The following is an 18540-nucleotide window of genomic DNA, read 5'->3' as shown; positions in this document are numbered from 1 at the left end:
GCTGATGTCTCACCCTGCATTTGAAATATTTTAAAAAATTAATTTTAAATCCTGGCGACGACGTTTTGGAAGACTTCTTAATCGATATGATTTTTTTGCTTGATCTCTTAACAATTTGAAATTTCAGATATTTGTTCCCATTGCCGGAATTTCCAAAATTTTTACGATTATGATATTTCGTGAATATTAATTGATTATAACGATTATCCAGAATTTGACTTCTTTTATTTGAGTTACTAACTTGTTACTAACAATATCGAACTAAAAACAATGAAATTTAAAGCAAATGGATTTTTTATAAAAATTTTCTGATTGGTGAGGAGAGTAGGGGAGAGGGAGTAAAATGAAAAAGTCCGATGAGAATCCCGGACTTTTTAAATTTTAAGCTTAAATCGATTAAAATTGACCTTCAGAAATGGCTTAAAAATCGATTTTCTATTTTTTCTCGATAATATATATCAAACTTGAAAATTCGTTTGAAAAAAGGGCCTTTACGTTAGAAATCGTTCCATAGACCATTGCTTTTAGCCAAAAAAGAGGCGATTTTTTATATTTTTCGCTCAACATGGAGATGTAATAAGAATCCAGAACCAACGGTTTGATTTTTCTCAGTTTCCAGTTTGGTTTTTTGGAAATCAGGTTTTCCATACCGTTCTTGGAAAAATGATAGACGTGTCTCGGAACATCATAAGCAGCCCAGTATTCTTTATAATGTTTCGCATCATAAGACGTTGGGTTAGGAACCGCAATAATGAGCAGACCTTTTTCTTTTAATTTCCTGTTAAAAATTTCAAGTATCTCGTCCTGATTTTCGACATGTTCAAAAACATGCCAAAGAGTAATTGCATCCAGACTATGATCTTCAATCGGATTAAGATCAGCTAATATTTGTGCTTTTGAAATTTTACTCTGTGCTGCTTTTCTGGCATCGGAATCCGGCTCAAATCCGAAAGTTTCAAAATCATTTTCGATATATTTTACAAATTCCCCTGCGCCGCAACCATAATCCAGGACTTTTGATCCTTTGGGAATACGGTCAAGCAGAATGGTTTTCTTGTATTGTAAATTAAAGGACTGTAAAAATTTATAAAGCTTTTCTTTCAGACTTCCTGAATCCTGGTGATGGGAAATATAATCTTCACTTTCATAGTATCTGGAAATATTCGATGGGATAGGGGAAGTTTTAAAAACACCTTTAGTTTCCGTTTCTTTAATTTCAAATATTTCCTGGGAAAGAAAATGATCTTTTATTTTCATTTGATTTGTTTCTTTTATCTTAAAAAAATTAAGATATTCAAAGCCCGATACAAGCTCATAAATACCTTAATTTTCGTTTATAATTTTTGAATGTTTCACGTGAAACATTTTTCATTTAACGTCCTAGATAGACCAATAAAACATTAATATCTGCAGGAGATACTCCGCTGATTCTTCCGGCCTGTGCAATCGTCTTCGGTCTTACATTGGTCATTTTTTGTTTAGCTTCTGCGGAAAGACTTGAAATCTTTGTGTAATCAAAGTCTTCAGGGATTTTAATGTTTTCCAGACGGTTCAGCTTGGCAACATTTTCTTTTTCCTTTTCGATATAACCCCTGTATTTAATATTTACTTCAGCCTGTTCTCTCACTTCTTCATCGTAAGCAGAAGAAAATTCATTTATAAAATCAATTTCATCCAGCTTTTCCAGCGTCATATTGGGTCTTGTAAGAATCTGAGCGGCACGATAGGCCTGGTCTACAGGGCTGCTCTCAATGTTTTCAAGAATCGGGTTGATGATACCCGGCTTTAAAGAAGTTTCCCGAAGGAAAGCTTCAAGCTCTTCACTTTTAGCTACTTTCTCCTGTACTCTCTGTAAACGGTCTTTTTTTGCCAATCCCAGATCATATGCTTTTTGGGTTAATCTGATATCAGCATTGTCCTGCCTTAACAGGAGCCTATATTCTGCTCTGGAAGTAAACATTCTGTAAGGTTCTTCCGTTCCTTTTGTAATCAGGTCATCAATCAGAACTCCGATATACGCTTCATCCCGGTTAAGAATGAATTCGTCTTTTTCTTTAACTTTATTATGGGCATTGATCCCGGCAATCAGACCCTGCCCGGCAGCTTCTTCATAGCCTGTAGTCCCATTAATTTGGCCAGCAAAATATAAGTTGTCGATCAGCTTAGTCTCCAAGGTATGCTTGAGTTGGGTAGGAGGGAAGTAGTCGTATTCAATGGCATAGCCCGGACGGAAAACTTTTACGTTTTCAAACCCCGGAATATGTTTCATGGCTTTGATCTGGACATCTTCCGGTAAAGAGGAACTGAATCCGTTTACATAGATTTCAACGGTTTTCCACCCTTCCGGTTCTACGAAAAGCTGGTGCCTGTTTCTTTCTGCGAAACGGTTGATTTTATCTTCAATACTCGGGCAATATCTAGGTCCTAAACTTTGAATCGTACCATTAAACATTGGGCTCCTGTCGAAACCTTCACGTAAAATATCATGGACCGTTTCGTTAGTATAAACAATATGGCAACTTAATTGTTTGGTTAGTTTAGGCGTATCCAGATAGCTGAACTTCTGAGGATTCTCGTCTCCTTTCTGTTCTTCCATTTTAGAATAATCCAGGCTTCTTCCGTCTACTCTCGGTGGAGTACCGGTCTTCATTCTTCCTGCCTCGAAACCTAAGGAAACCAGTTGCTCGGTAATTCCGAAAGCACGGGGTTCGCCCATCCTTCCGCCTCCCAGCTGCTTGTCACCAACGTGAATGAGGCCGTTAAGAAAAGTACCATTGGTAAGGACAACGGAATGACCTTTGATTTGGATTCCTAAAGAAGTAACGACACCCGTTACTTTATTATTTTCAACAATAAGCTGTTTCACCATATCCTGAAAGAAATCAAGATTCGGTGTGTTTTCAAGTGCCAGACGCCATTCTTCAGCGAAGAGCATCCGGTCATTCTGTGTTCTAGGGGACCACATGGCAGGGCCTTTGGAAAGATTCAGCATTTTGAACTGTATGGCGGATTTATCTGCTACAATTCCTGAATATCCGCCCATCGCATCGATTTCCCGTACGATCTGTCCCTTTGCGATTCCGCCCATTGCGGGGTTACAGCTCATCTGTCCGATGGTCTGCATATTCATCGTAATAAGCAGGGTCTTTGAACCTAAATTCGCAGCTGCAGCGGCGGCTTCACATCCGGCATGGCCTGCACCTACTACAATTACATCATATATTTCTGAAATCATTTTATTGCTTGTTTTAAGCCTTTTATTTTACTCTTTTTTACAAATGTTTCACGTGAAACATTATCTGTTTTTACAGTCTTAAATTGCCTGTATCGCGGTCTTTTTTTTAGCCCCGATCGCAGTATTTGTCTGAGCTCGTTTTCTTTTTAAAAAAAGAAAACAGCGAGTACGGAGAGCGGGATTAAGCTCCTGGAAAATATTCAGAACCTTAACGGTACTTCGCTAAATAATGATCTTCTTTTTCCCGCATCTGTTTTTCCTCTTCTTCGGTTTTATCCTTGTATCCGCAAAGGTGAAGGATGCCGTGGGCCAAAACCCTTCTGAGTTCTTCTTCATAATCCCGGGAGAGGCTAGAAGCATTATCGGAAATGCGCTGCAAAGATACGAAAATCTCTCCGCTTATTGTTTTGCCTTTTACATAGTCAAATGTAATGATATCAGTATAGTAATCGTGCTGAAGATAATCCTGGTTTACTTTCAGCAAATAGTCATCATCACAGAAAATATAGTTGATCTCACCTAACTTTTTTTCTTCCGAAAGAATGAGATCTTTCAGCCATGCGATGTAATCCGTATTTACAGATTCCGTTAAATTTTCGTAAAAGAATTGTATCATTGTAATTAAAACCAGTGTCCTAAAATAACACTGAATATGCCTTTTTGATTGTTTTTAAGAGAGTGACTGAAATTCACTTTGATCTGTCCGAAAGGAGATTTATATCCTGCCGTAAGCCCTACGGAGCTATAGTTTAGTTTTACAGTATCTTCAAAAGAAATGTCGTTGGAAAGATTCGCAAACGAGAAGTTACCACTTAGGAAATAATTTTTATTGAATTTAAACTGAAGATCATTTGAAGCCAGAATCACGTTGTTGGTATTCAGTTGTGCGAAATAAAATCCGGAGAAACTTCGGAAGTTTATGATATTCTGCTCAAAGATTCCCCCAAGCCTGTATTTATAAAATTCCGGAAGGTTTTCACCCAGCGTAATTCCTCCATAGAGATTTAGTCTGTAAGCAAACTGTTTTGAAATAGGAATGTTTATCCTGATATCTGCTTTTATCTGAACAAGCCTTCGGTCTACTTCAGATTTAAGCAGATCAATTACCTTGCCTTCGGCGTTAATATAGATCCCGCGTGTAGGGAAGTCCCTGTCGTTTTGCGTATCGCTTTTCAGAAATACGTAAGGATTCAGGAAACGGTTGTATCTTTTGTTGTCACCGTTGAATTCCGCTTCAAAATAATCGTGGCTTATACCTCCGCCTATGGCAAACTTATCTTTCCAGATGGATTGGATATAAGCTTCATTGCGGAGCCAGTCCCACTTGTCGTATTCATTGTTGCTTGTGTCTTTCAGATTAAAGCTCATTCCGGAAGAATAAATTCCGAAACCGGGAATATATCCGTTATCAATAAAATAATTTAAATAATACCTGGGCTTGTCTCCGACCACTACATCCAGCGAAAGATTGGAGTTCCGGAATAAAAGCCGCTTTGCCGAATAATTGAGGAGAAGCCCCGTTTTGAAAATTTCATCATAATGCAGCCCGAATTTCAGGAAATGCCGGGTATCGTCTTCCGTAACGTAAAGCTTAAGATAATTTGCCTTATTGTCTGAAATAATGTCATAATTAATGAATTTATAATTATTTGTAGCCACAAGTTTGTCTATCTTTTTATTGATGCTTCCGTAGGTTTCCATGGAAGGGAGGCGTAATCCCATTTTACCCAGCACATAGTTTTTAGCGTAAATCCTGCTGCCTTCTATGGCCAGACTGTCGATCTTATATACATTGGAGTAAATAGGGCTCATTTGCTGCCTTATCCGATCGAAAGGCCTCTTGGGCAGCTGGTCCAGAATATCGGTGTATTTTAGGCCTTCTGAGTAGCCGCTGTCGAGTATTTTCTTCTTTTCGTCATAGCTGGTTGCCGTCATCCCCTGAAGATCGGGTTTGATATTGATGTCCGTGTACTTGTACTGCCGCTCCGTATCTTTTTTTATCCCGAAATCGATCACCTGGTTCAGAATGGCAATGATGCTGTTCAGGTCTTCTCTTTTGGAAAGGTCCTGGTTAAGATCTACGCCGATCACGATGTCAATCCCCTTATCTTTTAAAGGCTTTGAAGGGTAGTTTACGGTCATCGCCCCGTCGATATAAATGCTGTCGTTGATTTTTACAGGATCCATCAGCGAAGGAAAGGCGGAACTTGCCATAATAGACTGTACCAGATCTCCTTTTTCAAAAATTTGCATATTTCCGCTTTCCAGGTTGGTAGCAACACACATGAAAGGAATCGGCAGTTTTGAAAAGTCATGGATGCCGGAAACGTTTTTGAAGAGTTCTTTCAGCAGATATACATTTTTCTGTCCGGAGCTGATGGAAGAGGGAAGGTTGATCTTTCCGTTCTTTAGCGGAATGGATAAAAGATATTTATCTACGGATTTGTTGAAAAAGGTTGTTTCCTGGCGTTTTGCTTTCGGATCCATGATCAGGGAGTAAAAATCGGTGTCCATGACAATCTTTTCGATCTCTTTCCCGGAATATCCCGAAGCGTACAGACCGCCGACGATGGCACCCATACTGGTTCCGGCAATGTAATCTACCTTTACTCCCAAGGAATCCAGGACTTTAAGAACGCCGACATGAGAAAATCCTTTAGCTCCTCCTCCGGCAAGCGAAAGCCCGATTCTTGGATTTTTAGGGATCATCAGGTCTTTTTTAACCTGGGACTGTATTAAAAGCAATTGAAATGCGAATAAAATGATCAGGAGCTTTCTCATGGGCTTATGGCTTAATCTTTTACATAAATCCGTTTTACACGGGGTGAAATAGAAGTCAGAACTTCGTACGTTATGGTTTGGCAGTAGGCCGCGAATTCTTTAAGGGTCGGCTTAGCGTTGAATACCGTTACAGCGTCACCTTCTTTCACACGGGGAATGTGATCGACATTAATCATCATCATATCCATGCAGATGCTTCCGATAATAGGAGCGAGGGTATTATTGATTCCAACGTTTCCTACCTGGTTGCCAATCAGTCTCGGGATCCCGTCTGCGTAACCGACAGGAATTGTAGCGATCCTCATCTGATGATTTGCTTTAAAACGTCTGCTGTAACCTACTGATTCTCCGCTCTGAACCTCCGATATTTGGGAAATGACGGTTTTAAAACTTACCACCGGCTGCAGCTGCTTCTGTATTTCACTATTAGGTGATTCTCCCAGCATTCCGATGCCGATTCTTACCATATCATATTGATGACCGGTATAAGAGGTAATTCCCGAAGAATTCAGGATATGGCGGATAGGCGTGTAACCTAGCTTTTCTATTAAGTAAGATGAATTTTTCTCAAATGTTTCCAGTTGATTCAGTGTAAATTCTTTTTCTTCAGGCATATCTGAAGACGAAAGATGGCTGAAGATACTTTTCACCTTTACGTTAATCGAGCTTAAAATCAGGCTTAGCTGATCCAGCTCATCTCCTTTAAAACCAAGGCGATGCATCCCGGTTTCCAGCTTGATATGAATAGGATATTTTTTATCATAACCGGATTTCCGAACGGCTTCATAAAATAATTCCAGGACACGGAAACTGTAAATTTCCGGCTCAAGGTTATATTCAATAATGGTTTCATAGCTGTGCTGTTCCGGATTCATCACAACAATCGGTACGGTAATCCCTTTCTTACGCAGTTCTACGCCTTCGTCTGCAAAGGCAACCCCTAAATAATCAATATGATGATGCTGCAGAAATTCGGAGATCTCATAACTTCCCAATCCGTAAGCATTGGCTTTTACCATGGCCATCATTCTGGTCGCAGGTTCAAGCAGGGATTTATGATAATTGATGTTGTGGAGGAGTGCATTCAGATTAATTTCCAGGACGGTGTCATGCTTTCTCAGCTCAAGGATATCTTTTAATTTCTCGATTTCAAATTTTCTGGCTCCTTTTAATAAGACCAGTTGATTTTCCAGTTCGTTAAGGTGTTTACTTTCAATGAGTTCCTGGGTGCTGATGAAAGTAAATATTTTAGTTTTAAATAATTCACTGAATTTTGATATTTCATTTCCGATCAGAAACACCGAATCAAATTGCTGTTCGTTGACCAGCTCGGAAACTTCTTCGTAGAGTTCTTTGGAATTGGAATTTACACCCAGGATGTCAGTCAGTACTAAAGATTTTTTCGGCTTCCGATATTCATTTAGAAATTGAAGTGCTGTCTTTAAAGAATCCAGATCCAGATTAAATGAATCATTGATGATGATATTGTTTCTTACACCCTCAATGGCTTCAAGTCTCATTTCAACAGCCTTCAGCGCGTTGATTTTTTCCACGATCTCCTGATTTCCGATATTCAGCTCCTTTAAGACGGTAATAAGTGCCAAAACATTCGTTAATGTCGCTTCGTCTCTCTGATGTACGGGAAAGGAGATTTCTTCGTCGAAATATTGTACGACAACGTCATCATTTTTTTGAAGATTGCTTTTATAATAAATCTGGTTGTGTTCGCTAAAACCGTAAGCAATTAATTTTTTACCGGAATACTGTTCTTCGATTTTTTTCTTGACCAAAACATGATCGCCGTTATAAATGATTACCTCAGAATTTCTAAAGAGCTTTATCTTTTCTTCAATCAGCTCTGCTTCTGAGCTGAAATTGGCCAGGTGGGCCGTACCGATGTGGGTAAGCAGGCCGATCTGCGGGTGAAAAACAGACTCCAGTATTTCCATTTCTTCAGGCTGGGAAATCCCGACTTCAAAAATTCCCAGTTGGTGAGAATCGTTGATCTGAAGAAGCGAAAGGGGAAGCCCGATCTGCGAATTGAAGCTTTTCGGACTTTTTACGGTAGGGAACTCATTCCACAGACATTGGTACAGCCATTCTTTTAAAGTGGTTTTTCCGTTGCTGCCGGTGATTCCTATTGATTTTAAATGAGAATGTTCAAAATGATACCGGGCTAATTTCTGGAGAAACACCACCGAATCTTCTACAATGATCCAGGTGACATTTTCAAACTGCGGATCATAATGCTCGGAGATAATAACATTAATGCCGCGGTCTATGGCTGCTTCAATAAATTTTTCGCCTGAATTTTTCGATGTATTGATCGCAATGAAAGCCGTGTTTTTGGTAGAGTAAATAATCCTGCTGTCGAAAGCAATATTCCGGATGATTAAACTTCCGTTTCCTGCAATTTCTGCATTGGTGATTTCTGCAATTTGATTTACACTGTAGTTCATCAACTCCTTTTGGTGATTAAATTATAATTATCATCAGGATTTCGGAAATTATTGATCATATGAAGAAGGTTGATCTGATCTGCAGCAATTTCATAAATAATATAATTGTGCTTTGTTACAAGTAACTTATGAAAGTCTGTATCTTCATATTTTTGATGGACTAAATTTCCGTTTTCAAGAAGGGAAATCTTTCTTTCTAATATTTCGTAAAAATCTTCCACCACTTTAAAACCCCATTTTTCTATTAAAAAATCTTCAAGATTTTCTAAATCCGATTTAGATCTATTGGTCCAGAAGATATTCATTCCTCTTTTTTGCAAGTCTTTCCTTCGCCTCATTCATTACCGTCTTGTGATCATGAATTCTGCCATTTTTAACATCTTTCAAACCTTCCTGAATGGCTTTAAGAATATCTTCTTTTGAATTTTCTTCCGGTTCAATAATTTCGGCAATTCTCAGCAGTTCTTCCGGAAGGAATTTTTTCTCTTTCATTTTCCGGAAAAAAGTGGGTTCGGAAATACCGCTCTTCTCAATGATGTACTTCATCTTGAAAGGGGAATTTTTCAGAATCTCATCGATCGAATTGCTGATTTTTATATAATTTTTAATTTCCAATATCATTTTGTGAGAGTTTTTACTATTGAATTTTAAGCAAAAATACGAATATATTTGATATTTATTTAATTTTTATCTAAAACTTCATCTACGAAAACCCTTCTGCTCACAGCTTCGTAAGCTTCTGTTTCTCCGAGTTCTACAAGATCTTTTCCCTCAGAAATCCTCATCGAATAATTCGCAAGGTTTCCGGTCCTTCTGCAGATCGCATGAACCTTGGTAACATATTCTGCGGTGGCCATCAGGTTGGGCATTGGTCCGAAAGGCCTCCCCAGGAAATCCATATCCAGGCCGGCAATGACAACCCGAACGCCGCTGTTGGCAAGCTGATTGGCAATATACACAATGCTTTCATCAAAAAACTGGGCTTCGTCAATGCCTACGACATGGCAATTGGAAGCCAGCAGCAGGATTTCGCTGGGATTTTCCACCGATGTGCTGCGGATCTTGTTCTGGTTATGGGAAACCACATCTTCATCCGAATATCGCGTATCCAGTTTCGGTTTAAAAATTTCCACATTCTGCCCTGCCATTTCGGCTCTTCTCAGCCTCCGGATCAGCTCTTCGGTTTTCCCGGAAAACATAGAGCCACAAATTACTTCCATCCAACCGCTTTGTTTGGAATGATTAATTGTATTTTCTAAAAACATTTGTTAAATTAGCCGTATATTTTGAAGATCAAAAGTAAGCAATTTTTAACAAGATTCTCCTATGCAGAACATCCAAGATTTAAAGGAAAAGATTTTTTTTGAATCCAGGAATATCATTGGTATTCTGGACAAAGTAAGCCATGTAGACGAGCTTTCTTCCAAGCTGGATCTTGTAGAAGAGCTTGCCGAAAGGATTTCTTTCCTGCGTTTGCTGGAAAAGAATATCGCTTATTTCGGAGGTGAAAATTTTTCGCCGGTTCCGGAAAATAACGAAAATTTTTACACATCCGGTGAAAATAGCGAAGTAACGGAAGAAGAAGCCATCTTCAATAATGAACTGAATGAAATCCATGAGAAAGAGCCGGAAAACTATTCGGATCAGGTTACTGAGGAAGAGGCTATTTTCAATAATCAGTTAAATGAGATCGTAGAGGGCGAACTTCACGAAACTTTAGTTAATTTTGCAGAGGAAAATTCGGAAACGGATGTTCAGGAAGTATTGCATGAAAGTACGGATATTTTAAATGCCCAGCTGAATGAAATTGATGAAAACGAAGATTCTGATCCCAGCAAAAGCCCATTGCATTTTGTAGATGAAGAAAAGATTCTTGCTGATGCAGAACCTGAAGACAATGGTGATGTATATGAGGAGGTCTTCAATGGTGAACAAACAGAAGAAGAGGCTGTTTTCAACAATCAGCTCAATGAAATTGACGGATTTGAAAATGAAATTTCAGATAACGGCGGTGAAGTTTTAAACCGTTTTGAAGAGGAAGAAAGGATCTTGCATAATTTTGAATCTGCTTCGGAGAAAGAAAAAAATGAGGATTCTGATGAAGAAACCGATGAATCTTTCATTTCGTCCGGTATGATGATGGAACAGGGAGAAATGGCAACCGATACTTCCAATGCTGAAAATATTGTGAACGAACTCAAAAATGAGGCATCGGAAAATGAAAAAAGAGAAGAGTCCACGTCGGCGGAGATCACTGATAAAAGGAAAATTGTAGATATCGACGCTCCGGTTTCCGAAGAAAGAGAAAAATTAAAATCTGATGAAAGCTTTGAAAACATTGAAGATTATCATCATGATAAAAAAATAAAACTGGCCAATATCAGAGGCCTCAAGGCTGTTCAGTCGCTTTTCGATGATGATCATCTGGAAACGGGGCTGCCTGCAGAAAAACCATCTCCCGTAGAGAAAAGAGAAGATACGGGAAGTATATTAAGAACCAATATGGCGACCGATTTTATGGAAGCGGAAAAGAAAAAACCTGAATTTAAACTGGATTTAAACGATAGGATTGCCTTTTCCAAAACTCTTTTCGGAGGAAGCCAGTCTGAGCTGAATGAAGTGGTAGCGAATCTCAACAGTTTCAACAAACTGGAAGAGGCTAAAGAATATCTGAGTGATCTTTACTATGCCAGAAAGTGGAGCAAAGTGGATGAATATGCTCAGCGGCTATGGATATTGGTGGAGAATAAATTTTTATAAACTTAATTTTGAGCGGAATCCTATATTTTGTTCCTACACCGGTCGGGAACCTGGAAGATATGACCTTCAGAGCGGTAAATATTCTGAAAGAGGTTGATTATATCTTATGCGAAGACACAAGAACTTCCGGAATTCTTTTAAAACATTTCGAGATTTCAAAGCCTTTGAAGTCTTACCATCTGCACAACGAACATCAGGCGACCGAAAAGGTGATTACCGATCTTAAAAGCGGCCAGCATATCGCCATCATTACCGATGCGGGAACACCCGGAATTTCCGATCCCGGTTACCTTCTGGCGAAAGCCGGTTCGGATCATCAGATTGAAATGATCTGCCTTCCCGGAGCCACTGCTTTTGTTCCGGCACTTGTTGTTTCCGGACTTCCGAATAACGAATTTCTCTTTGCAGGGTTTCTTCCTCAGAAAAAAGGGCGGCAGACCAAACTGAAACAGCTTGCTGAGGAAAAAAAGACCATCGTTTTATACGAAAGTCCGCATAAGATCAATACGACCCTGGAGCAGATCAGGGAATTCTTCGGCGAGGAGACCAAAGTAAGCCTGAGCCGGGAGATTTCCAAAAAATTCGAAGAAACCAAACGCGGAACAATTCTTGAACTCATTGAATTTTCAAAAAGCAAGACCTTAAAGGGCGAAATCGTTCTCATTGTAAATAATTCCATTTAATTGAAAAAATTAATTTTCGTACTGTTTTCGTCGGCCTGCCTCGGACAGACGGATCAGTATAAGCAGATTCTTTTAACCAAAAAGATTGGTAAAGAAGTCCGTTCCTACTCAAGAGGCTACGGTATATTTACTGATGCCCGAACCGGAAAGACGGGTATTGTGGATTCTCTGGGTACTATTACTTTTGATTATCCTTTTAAAAGCGAAATTTCACTTTTATGGAAAGATCGGTTCGTCTTAAAAGCAAAATCCGGAAAATCCAATGGTAAAACGGCGGTTATCAATGCTCAGGGAAAAGAAATCATTCCAATGGATTTGTTTAAATTCAGGACCTGGGAAAACAAAGACCGTTTGATTTATACCAGACAGGGGAGAGACTGCGTTTATGATTTTAACGGAAATGAGATCATCCCTTTTTCGGAAAAGATCGTATTCGGCAGCGAGAACAGGTTTTTTGTAAAAAACAATGAGGTTTGGACGATCTATGATTTCAGCGGTAAAAAAGTATCGGACAGGGAATTTTCCGACGATCTCCGTTTTTATAAAGGGAGAACCTACCTTACGAAAGGAGAAAAATCCGGGGAAGTTATCGATAATAACGGGAATACCCTCAGTATGATTTCCAATCATAATGTAGATAATATCAATGCTTTTCCTTATCTGATTACCCTGGATGCTTCAAAAGAAAGGTATGGAATCATTGACGAAAAAGAAAATGTAATCGCCGATGAAATATATGAACAGGCTTTCGTAGGAAGAGAATACATTTACCTCACAAAGGATGATAAAGTAAGCATTTTTTCGAAGAAAGAAGGGAAACTATATAATCTTGATTATCATTATGTAAACCCACTTTTTAACGGACTGTTCAAAACTTCTCAGGACCAGAAAAATCCTAAGACTGCCGTTGTGCGCCTGGACGGGGAAGTGGTATTTCCGAAAGAATATGACAGGGTGGAAGGACTTACGATTTCCGGTGATAAATATCTGTATCTCAGAAAAGAGGAAGAAGAGGAAATCCTGGATAAAGATTTAAAAAATATCCTGAACAGCGATGAGTACGGTATCGAAAAAATATTCCCAAATACCCTGATTCTCAACAGAAATGATAATTATTATATATTCACTCCAAAGACCGGCCATTACAGGGAACTGAAAGACCTTAAAGAAATCAGGGAATCCGAGCTTTATCCTGCACTTGTCGGAAAAAATACCGGCAACTTTTACGGAATGATGGATGAAAACGGAAATGAGATCGTTCCTTTTGTTTATGACGATATTACGACTTTCCTGGGAGCCAACGAATTTATCGTGAAAAAAGACAATAAATTCGGGGTGACCAACCATAAAAACGAGCCGCTGACGGAAGTAAAATATGATAAATTTATTCACGACAAAAAAGGCATCAGGCTCACGAAAGGAAAGGAAACAGAATTTATTTATTTCACGGAACAAAATGACAAAAATTTTGCTGACTAAGCAATAACATTCTGTTTTATGATAAAAAACAGCTGAAAAATTTCGCTAAAAGAGTGATTTAAAATGTAATGAATAACATTTTGTAATATCTTTGCGCACTGTTTTGCTTGTGTGAAACGAAATGATGTATCTTAGCCAACTTTCAGGAGGCGAATAGGTTATAAAGAAAATAATTGTCATATATATGAAACTATTAGAAGGAAAAGTAGCGCTAATAACGGGAGCTACACGGGGAATCGGTAAAGGAATCGCTGAAATGTATGCCCAGCAGGGAGCAAAGATCGCATTCACCTACGCCGGTTCTGTGGACAAAGCTAGGGAATTAGAAGCGGCTTTAAGTTCTGTAACCCAAATCAAAGGGTACCAGTCGGATGCATCGGATTTCGATGCTGCGCAGATTCTGGTGGATGAAGTAATCGCCGAGTTTGGTAAAATAGATATTCTGATCAACAACGCAGGAATTACCAAAGACAACCTGCTTCTGAGAATGTCTAAAGAAGATTGGGATAAAGTAATCAATGTTAACCTGGATTCCGTATTCAACCTTACGAAAGCGGTGATCAAGCCGATGATGAAGGCCAGGGCAGGATCGATCATCAACATGACGTCCGTAGTAGGAATCAGCGGAAATGCAGGACAGGCCAATTATGCAGCTTCCAAAGCGGGAGTAATCGGGTTTACTAAATCCGTGGCTTTGGAATTGGGTTCAAGAAACATCCGTTGCAATGCCATTGCGCCGGGGTTCATCCAGACTGAAATGACGGATGCCCTTGATGATAAAGCCAAAGATAAATGGAACGAATCCATCCCGATGAAAAAGCTGGGCCACACACAGGATGTTGCCAATGCCTGCGTATTTTTAGGAAGTGAAATGGCTTCTTACATTACCGGTCAGACGTTAAATGTAGACGGCGGCTTACTAACGTAAGAATTTTTTAAATAATATAAATGAAAATCCGTCACTGCGACGGATTTTCTGCTTTAAATTTAACGTAAATTCTACCGTATTTAATTTATTTTCAAACGATTGTTGAAAGAAATATTGAAATTCAACTTAGTGATTCAGACTTTTAATTAATTTCCTTATTTATATAGTAATAAACGGTTTAATTTGTTGATAATTAATACCTTCAGAGTATTGTTGACAAAAGGAACTTCCAGCGTCCAGCTTCCCTCTTCCAGCCTTTTAAACCCAGCTTTTGTTTCGAGTTCACATTAGATTTTTGGAAATAGGTTCTATTGCTTAAACAGGTTATTCACTCATCAATCTTTAAATACCTGATTTTCCTGTTCCTGCACCCGGATAAAAGTAGTTCTTTTAGAAAGCTGCTTCAATGTTGAGGCACCTACATACGTACAGGTTGAACGCACACCGCCAAGAATATCTTTTACCGTTTCCAGCACAGGACCTTTGTATGCGACTTTTACCGTTTTTCCTTCGGAAGCGCGGTACTCCGCAACCCCTCCCGAATGTTTGTCCATGGCTGTTTTTGAACTCATACCATAAAACAGTTTGTATTTTTTGCCGTTTTCTTCTACCATCTCGCCGCCACTTTCATCGTGCCCGGCAAACATTCCGCCCAGCATTACGAAATCGGCACCGCCGCCGAAAGCTTTGGCTACATCGCCCGGAATCTTACAACCGCCGTCGGCTATAATATGGCCTCCCAATCCGTGTGCGGCATCTGCACATTCGATAATTGCGGAAAGTTGGGGATATCCGACGCCGGTTTTTACCCGTGTCGTACATACGGAACCCGGCCCGATCCCGACTTTAATAATATCGGCGCCTACCAAAAGAAGTTCTTCTACCATTTCACCGGTTACTACATTTCCGGCCATAATGATCTTATCCGGAAAATTGGCCCTTGCTTTCTTCACAAAGTCCACAAAATGCTCCGAATAGCCATTGGCTACATCGATGCAGAGAAACTCTATTTTCGGATGGTTGCTGAGGATTTCCCGGAGCTTTTCCTCATCCGTTTTTCCGGTTCCTGTACTTAAAGCGATATACTGATGAATATCTTCCGGTTGCTGATTTAAAAACTGTGACCATTCCTCAATGGAATAATGCTTATGAACCGCGGTAATGATCTTTTCCTTTGCCAGTTCCACCGCCATTTCAAAAGTTCCCACCGTATCCATATTGGCAGCGATAATGGGAATTCCTTTCCATTTTTTCCGGGTGTGCCTAAATGTAAATTCTCTTTCCAGATCCACTTCCGAACGGGATTTCAGCGTAGAACGCTTCGGGCGGAACATTACATCCTTAAATCCCAGTTTAATATCATATTCTATTCTCATAATTTGGAAAATTATTTTACTTAAATGTATGAAAAAAACTTTGATTGAAACATTTTTGAGCAGCGCTGAGAACAGGTTCGATTTTCAGGCCCAGCCAAATTAAAATTGTGGAAAATGGATCTATTCATCTTGAATACGTCAATGTAATGATTTTTAATCTGTTTGGTATTTTAATTAAATTAATATATTAAACCTTAAAATAAAAAATACTTTTCTATAAATCTGTTCTGAATATCATCATGTTTGTTAATTAAAAACAATATTTTTGAGATCATGGATTTTCCTGTCACTTTTCACCTGTTCGGCAAAACGGTACTTGCCCATCCGCTTTTTGAAGCATTGGGGATGTTTATCGGCATGCGATACTATTTTTATCTCAAAAGAAAGTCTAAAGAAAAAACACCGTTCAATACTTCCGCAGCAGTTCTTATCGGGGCTACAGCCGGTGCCTTATTTGGTTCCAAACTAATCGGAAACCTGGAAAATCCGTACAAATTCTTTGAACATTTCGATCTGAAAACAGTCTGGACCAATAATACGATTGTCGGAGGACTGGCTTTTGGATTAATTGGGGTAGAGCTGGCTAAGAAAATAGTCGGTCATAAGGCAAGTACGGGAGACCTTATCGTTTTTCCTCTGATGCTGGCTATGATCATCGGAAGAATCGGCTGTTTCCTTACCGGAATTTACGAAGAAACCTACGGAATTCCTACCGATTCTATCTTCGGGATGCATTTGGGAGACCAGTATCGAAGGCATCCCGTGGCACTGTATGAAATTGCCTTCCTGATTATTCTCTGGATTATCTTAAATAGTATTCTTCGAAAAAATAAATATCCTTCAGGCTTTGTTTTTCAGGTCTTTATGCTGAGCTATTTTACCTTTCGGTTCCTGCTGGATTTTATCAAACCGAGACTGGAAATTGCCGGAAATCTGGGAACCATTCAGATTGTATGTATTTGCCTGATTATTTATTACATTTATAAAATTAAAAATACCTTTCTTTTCAACCACCTGTAAAATTAGAAAATATGAAAACCCTGACACTTTTGGAAGTCGGTAATATGGAAGGACTCGTCCTGATGATTATCCTGGTCATTCTTTTTGCCGCTTCTGTTTTTTCCCTGGTCGTTGCTTTTATCGTAAAGCTTGTTTACGAATCGAAAGACAACAGAAAATTTTCAAAGAAGCAGTTTATCCAGACAATGCTTATCTGTCTGCTGTTTTGCGGACTGGTGAGCGGATTTGTTTGTGGAGGAGGACTTTAAAATGAAATTATGCCTGTAAGAAACTATACCTATTACGATTATACCATCAGTCTTTGTCCGGAATGCCTGAAAAGAGTCGGTGCAAAGATCATTATTGAAGATGAAGCGGTGTTCATGACCAAAAGATGCCCGGATCATGGGTTTTTCAAAACCAAAATTGCTTCGGATGTGCATTATTACAAAAATATCAGGAATTACAACAAAGCATCGGAAATGCCTGTACATTTCGGAACGGAAGTAGAATATGGCTGTCCTTACGACTGCGGTTTATGTGTAGACCATGAGCAGCACAGCTGTCTTTCGATTGTCGAGGTGACGGACCGCTGCAATCTCACCTGTCCCACCTGTTACGCGATGTCTTCACCGCATTACGGCAGCCACAGGACCCTGGAAGAAATTGAAGCGATGTTCGATATTATTGTGAAAAATGAGGGTGAGCCGGATGTTGTTCAGATTAGCGGGGGAGAGCCCACCATCCATCCCGAGTTTTTTAAGATCATGGACATTGCCAAGTCAAAGCCAATCAAACATTTAATGTTGAATACCAATGGCGTACGGATTGCGAATGATCCGGGTTTTGCTGAAAAGGTGGCAACGTATGCTCCGGAATTTGAAATTTACCTTCAGTTTGATTCCTTTAAGCCGGAAGTCCTGCAGGATTTCAGGGGAAAAGATCTTACCGATGTCCGGATGAAGGCTCTGGAGAAGTTAAATGCTTTAAATCTTTCCACCACCCTCGTTATTGTTCTTCAGAAAGGAAAAAATGTAGACGAGATCGGAAAAATCATTGAATTTGCCTTAAAACAGAAATGTGTCCGCGGAATTACTTTTCAGCCGGTAGAAATTGCCGGAAGAAACCGGGAAGATTCAGCACATGAAAAAATAACTTTAACGGAAGTAAGACAGGAAATCCTGAATCAGTTTCCGCTGCTGAATTCGGATGATCTTATTCCGGTTCCGTGCAACCCGGATGCTCTGGCGATGGGATATATCCTGAAACTGGAAGGCGAAACCATTCCTTTAACGAGATACATCAATCCTGCTGATTTGCTGAACAATGAAACCCGGAATACGATCGTCTATGAGCAGGATACCGGACTTCAGATGCAGTTGCTGGATATTTTCAGTACAGGGATTTCCGTAGATAAAGTGCAGCCTAAAGTCAACCAGCTATTGTGCTGTCTTCCCGAAGTTTCAGCTCCGAATCTGGATTACGACAATCTCTTCAGGATCATCATCATGAATTTTATGGATGCTCACGATTTTGATGTGCGTGCCGTCAAGAAATCCTGCGTTCATATTGTGAATAAAGATCTTAAGCTCATTCCTTTTGAAACAATGAACCTTTTTTACCGGGATGATAAGAGCGAATACCTGGAAGAACTGAGAAGAGAGGATAAGGTGTTGTTTTGATCCATTACACTCTGTCATAGATAATGACATAGGAAGCTGAAGCGTTAAGAAAATTAAAACTCGATCCGTTAAAAAATTCCCACTGTTTGAAGCGCGAGAAAAATATTGATTAAAAATAAATGTTGAATTCGCGCAAGTTATGGGAATTTTAGGATAGA

The 18540-nt window shown here is 39.4% G+C and carries 16 protein-coding genes; 7 read left to right on the top strand and 9 right to left on the bottom strand.

Annotation, left to right across the window (positions count from 1 at the left end; translation table 11 throughout):
- Positions 1-435 precede the first annotated feature (435 nt).
- The 8 genes from ACED20_RS05550 to ACED20_RS05515 form a co-directional block, all read right to left on the bottom strand.
- The gene (locus ACED20_RS05550; protein ID WP_294221568.1) at positions 436-1257 is read right to left on the bottom strand and encodes a bifunctional 2-polyprenyl-6-hydroxyphenol methylase/3-demethylubiquinol 3-O-methyltransferase UbiG; all 822 of its coding nucleotides are present in this window, start codon (positions 1255-1257) and stop codon (positions 436-438) included.
- Between the two features lie 115 nt (positions 1258-1372).
- On the bottom strand, positions 1373-3235 hold the full coding sequence (gene mnmG / locus ACED20_RS05545; protein ID WP_294221565.1) for a tRNA uridine-5-carboxymethylaminomethyl(34) synthesis enzyme MnmG: 1863 nt from the start codon (positions 3233-3235) through the stop codon (positions 1373-1375).
- 208 nt (positions 3236-3443) lie between these two features.
- Positions 3444-3851: an rRNA maturation RNase YbeY gene (ybeY, locus tag ACED20_RS05540; protein WP_294221561.1), complete on the bottom strand. Its 408-nt coding sequence runs from the start codon at positions 3849-3851 to the stop codon at positions 3444-3446.
- Positions 3852-3856: 5 nt separating this feature from the next.
- Entirely contained in the window at positions 3857-6016 is a 2160-nt protein-coding gene (locus tag ACED20_RS05535; RefSeq protein ID WP_378103734.1) for a patatin-like phospholipase family protein, read from the bottom strand.
- An 11-nt stretch (positions 6017-6027) separates the two neighbouring features.
- Positions 6028-8475, bottom strand: a complete 2448-nt coding sequence (locus tag ACED20_RS05530) for a bifunctional UDP-N-acetylmuramoyl-tripeptide:D-alanyl-D-alanine ligase/alanine racemase (protein ID WP_294221557.1) — start codon at positions 8473-8475, stop codon at positions 6028-6030.
- The gene (locus ACED20_RS05525) at positions 8475-8780 is read right to left on the bottom strand and encodes a type II toxin-antitoxin system RelE/ParE family toxin (RefSeq protein WP_294200594.1); all 306 of its coding nucleotides are present in this window, start codon (positions 8778-8780) and stop codon (positions 8475-8477) included. The genes ACED20_RS05530 and ACED20_RS05525 overlap by 1 nt, the downstream gene beginning before the upstream one ends.
- The gene (locus ACED20_RS05520; protein WP_294200593.1) at positions 8758-9096 is read right to left on the bottom strand and encodes a hypothetical protein; all 339 of its coding nucleotides are present in this window, start codon (positions 9094-9096) and stop codon (positions 8758-8760) included. The genes ACED20_RS05525 and ACED20_RS05520 overlap by 23 nt, the downstream gene beginning before the upstream one ends.
- Positions 9097-9155: 59 nt before the next feature.
- Positions 9156-9740 (bottom strand): thymidine kinase, encoded by a 585-nt coding sequence (locus ACED20_RS05515; protein ID WP_149245970.1) that lies wholly within the window; start codon positions 9738-9740, stop codon positions 9156-9158.
- A 61-nt stretch (positions 9741-9801) separates the two neighbouring features.
- Between ACED20_RS05515 and ACED20_RS05510 the strand changes: the two genes are divergently transcribed.
- The 4 genes from ACED20_RS05510 to fabG all read left to right on the top strand — a co-directional run bounded on the left by ACED20_RS05510 (position 9802) and on the right by fabG (position 14325).
- Positions 9802-11235 carry a hypothetical protein gene (locus tag ACED20_RS05510; RefSeq protein WP_294221554.1) on the top strand — a complete coding sequence of 478 codons (1434 nt, stop codon included), beginning with the start codon at positions 9802-9804 and terminating at the stop codon, positions 11233-11235.
- Positions 11236-11243: 8 nt separating this feature from the next.
- Positions 11244-11918 (top strand): 16S rRNA (cytidine(1402)-2'-O)-methyltransferase, encoded by a 675-nt coding sequence (gene rsmI / locus ACED20_RS05505; protein WP_294237933.1) that lies wholly within the window; start codon positions 11244-11246, stop codon positions 11916-11918.
- Positions 11919-13397, top strand: coding sequence for a WG repeat-containing protein (locus ACED20_RS05500; RefSeq protein ID WP_294237927.1), 1479 nt, complete (start codon positions 11919-11921; stop codon positions 13395-13397).
- A gap of 184 nt (positions 13398-13581) precedes the next feature.
- Positions 13582-14325 carry a 3-oxoacyl-[acyl-carrier-protein] reductase gene (fabG, locus tag ACED20_RS05495; protein ID WP_294221544.1) on the top strand — a complete coding sequence of 248 codons (744 nt, stop codon included), beginning with the start codon at positions 13582-13584 and terminating at the stop codon, positions 14323-14325.
- 335 nt (positions 14326-14660) lie between these two features.
- Here the strand turns inward: fabG and ACED20_RS05490 are convergent, their stop codons facing one another.
- Positions 14661-15701, bottom strand: a complete 1041-nt coding sequence (locus ACED20_RS05490; protein WP_294310677.1) for a GMP reductase — start codon at positions 15699-15701, stop codon at positions 14661-14663.
- 273 nt (positions 15702-15974) lie between these two features.
- Between ACED20_RS05490 and ACED20_RS05485 the strand changes: the two genes are divergently transcribed.
- From ACED20_RS05485 to ACED20_RS05475, 3 genes are read left to right on the top strand one after another with little or no spacing between them, the layout of a single operon-like run.
- Positions 15975-16721 (top strand): prolipoprotein diacylglyceryl transferase, encoded by a 747-nt coding sequence (locus tag ACED20_RS05485; RefSeq protein WP_294221538.1) that lies wholly within the window; start codon positions 15975-15977, stop codon positions 16719-16721.
- An 11-nt stretch (positions 16722-16732) separates the two neighbouring features.
- Positions 16733-16969, top strand: a complete 237-nt coding sequence (locus ACED20_RS05480; protein WP_294200584.1) for a hypothetical protein — start codon at positions 16733-16735, stop codon at positions 16967-16969.
- A gap of 9 nt (positions 16970-16978) precedes the next feature.
- Positions 16979-18382, top strand: coding sequence for a radical SAM protein (locus ACED20_RS05475; RefSeq protein WP_378103727.1), 1404 nt, complete (start codon positions 16979-16981; stop codon positions 18380-18382).
- The last annotated feature ends 158 nt before the right edge of the window (positions 18383-18540 follow it).

This window comes from Chryseobacterium sp. sg2396, assembly GCF_042610505.1.
Classification (GTDB): domain Bacteria; phylum Bacteroidota; class Bacteroidia; order Flavobacteriales; family Weeksellaceae; genus Chryseobacterium.
Note: the sequence above shows the minus strand (reverse complement) of the source record. Positions and strands in the feature narration are given on the sequence as shown.

Bases quoted from the DNA above. Each gene is read 5' to 3' on its own strand.
- ACED20_RS05550 (WP_294221568.1), bottom strand. From the start codon at position 1,257: ATGAAAATAAAAGATCATTTTCTTTCCCAGGAAATATTTGAAATTAAA.
- mnmG (WP_294221565.1), bottom strand. From the start codon at position 3,235: ATGATTTCAGAAATATATGATGTAATTGTAGTAGGTGCAGGCCATGCC.
- ybeY (WP_294221561.1), bottom strand. From the start codon at position 3,851: ATGATACAATTCTTTTACGAAAATTTAACGGAATCTGTAAATACGGAT.
- ACED20_RS05535 (WP_378103734.1), bottom strand. From the start codon at position 6,016: ATGAGAAAGCTCCTGATCATTTTATTCGCATTTCAATTGCTTTTAATA.
- ACED20_RS05530 (WP_294221557.1), bottom strand. From the start codon at position 8,475: ATGAACTACAGTGTAAATCAAATTGCAGAAATCACCAATGCAGAAATT.
- ACED20_RS05525 (WP_294200594.1), bottom strand. From the start codon at position 8,780: ATGAATATCTTCTGGACCAATAGATCTAAATCGGATTTAGAAAATCTT.
- ACED20_RS05520 (WP_294200593.1), bottom strand. From the start codon at position 9,096: ATGATATTGGAAATTAAAAATTATATAAAAATCAGCAATTCGATCGAT.
- ACED20_RS05515 (WP_149245970.1), bottom strand. From the start codon at position 9,740: ATGTTTTTAGAAAATACAATTAATCATTCCAAACAAAGCGGTTGGATG.
- ACED20_RS05510 (WP_294221554.1), top strand. From the start codon at position 9,802: ATGCAGAACATCCAAGATTTAAAGGAAAAGATTTTTTTTGAATCCAGG.
- fabG (WP_294221544.1), top strand. From the start codon at position 13,582: ATGAAACTATTAGAAGGAAAAGTAGCGCTAATAACGGGAGCTACACGG.
- ACED20_RS05490 (WP_294310677.1), bottom strand. From the start codon at position 15,701: ATGAGAATAGAATATGATATTAAACTGGGATTTAAGGATGTAATGTTC.
- ACED20_RS05485 (WP_294221538.1), top strand. From the start codon at position 15,975: ATGGATTTTCCTGTCACTTTTCACCTGTTCGGCAAAACGGTACTTGCC.
- ACED20_RS05480 (WP_294200584.1), top strand. From the start codon at position 16,733: ATGAAAACCCTGACACTTTTGGAAGTCGGTAATATGGAAGGACTCGTC.
- ACED20_RS05475 (WP_378103727.1), top strand. From the start codon at position 16,979: ATGCCTGTAAGAAACTATACCTATTACGATTATACCATCAGTCTTTGT.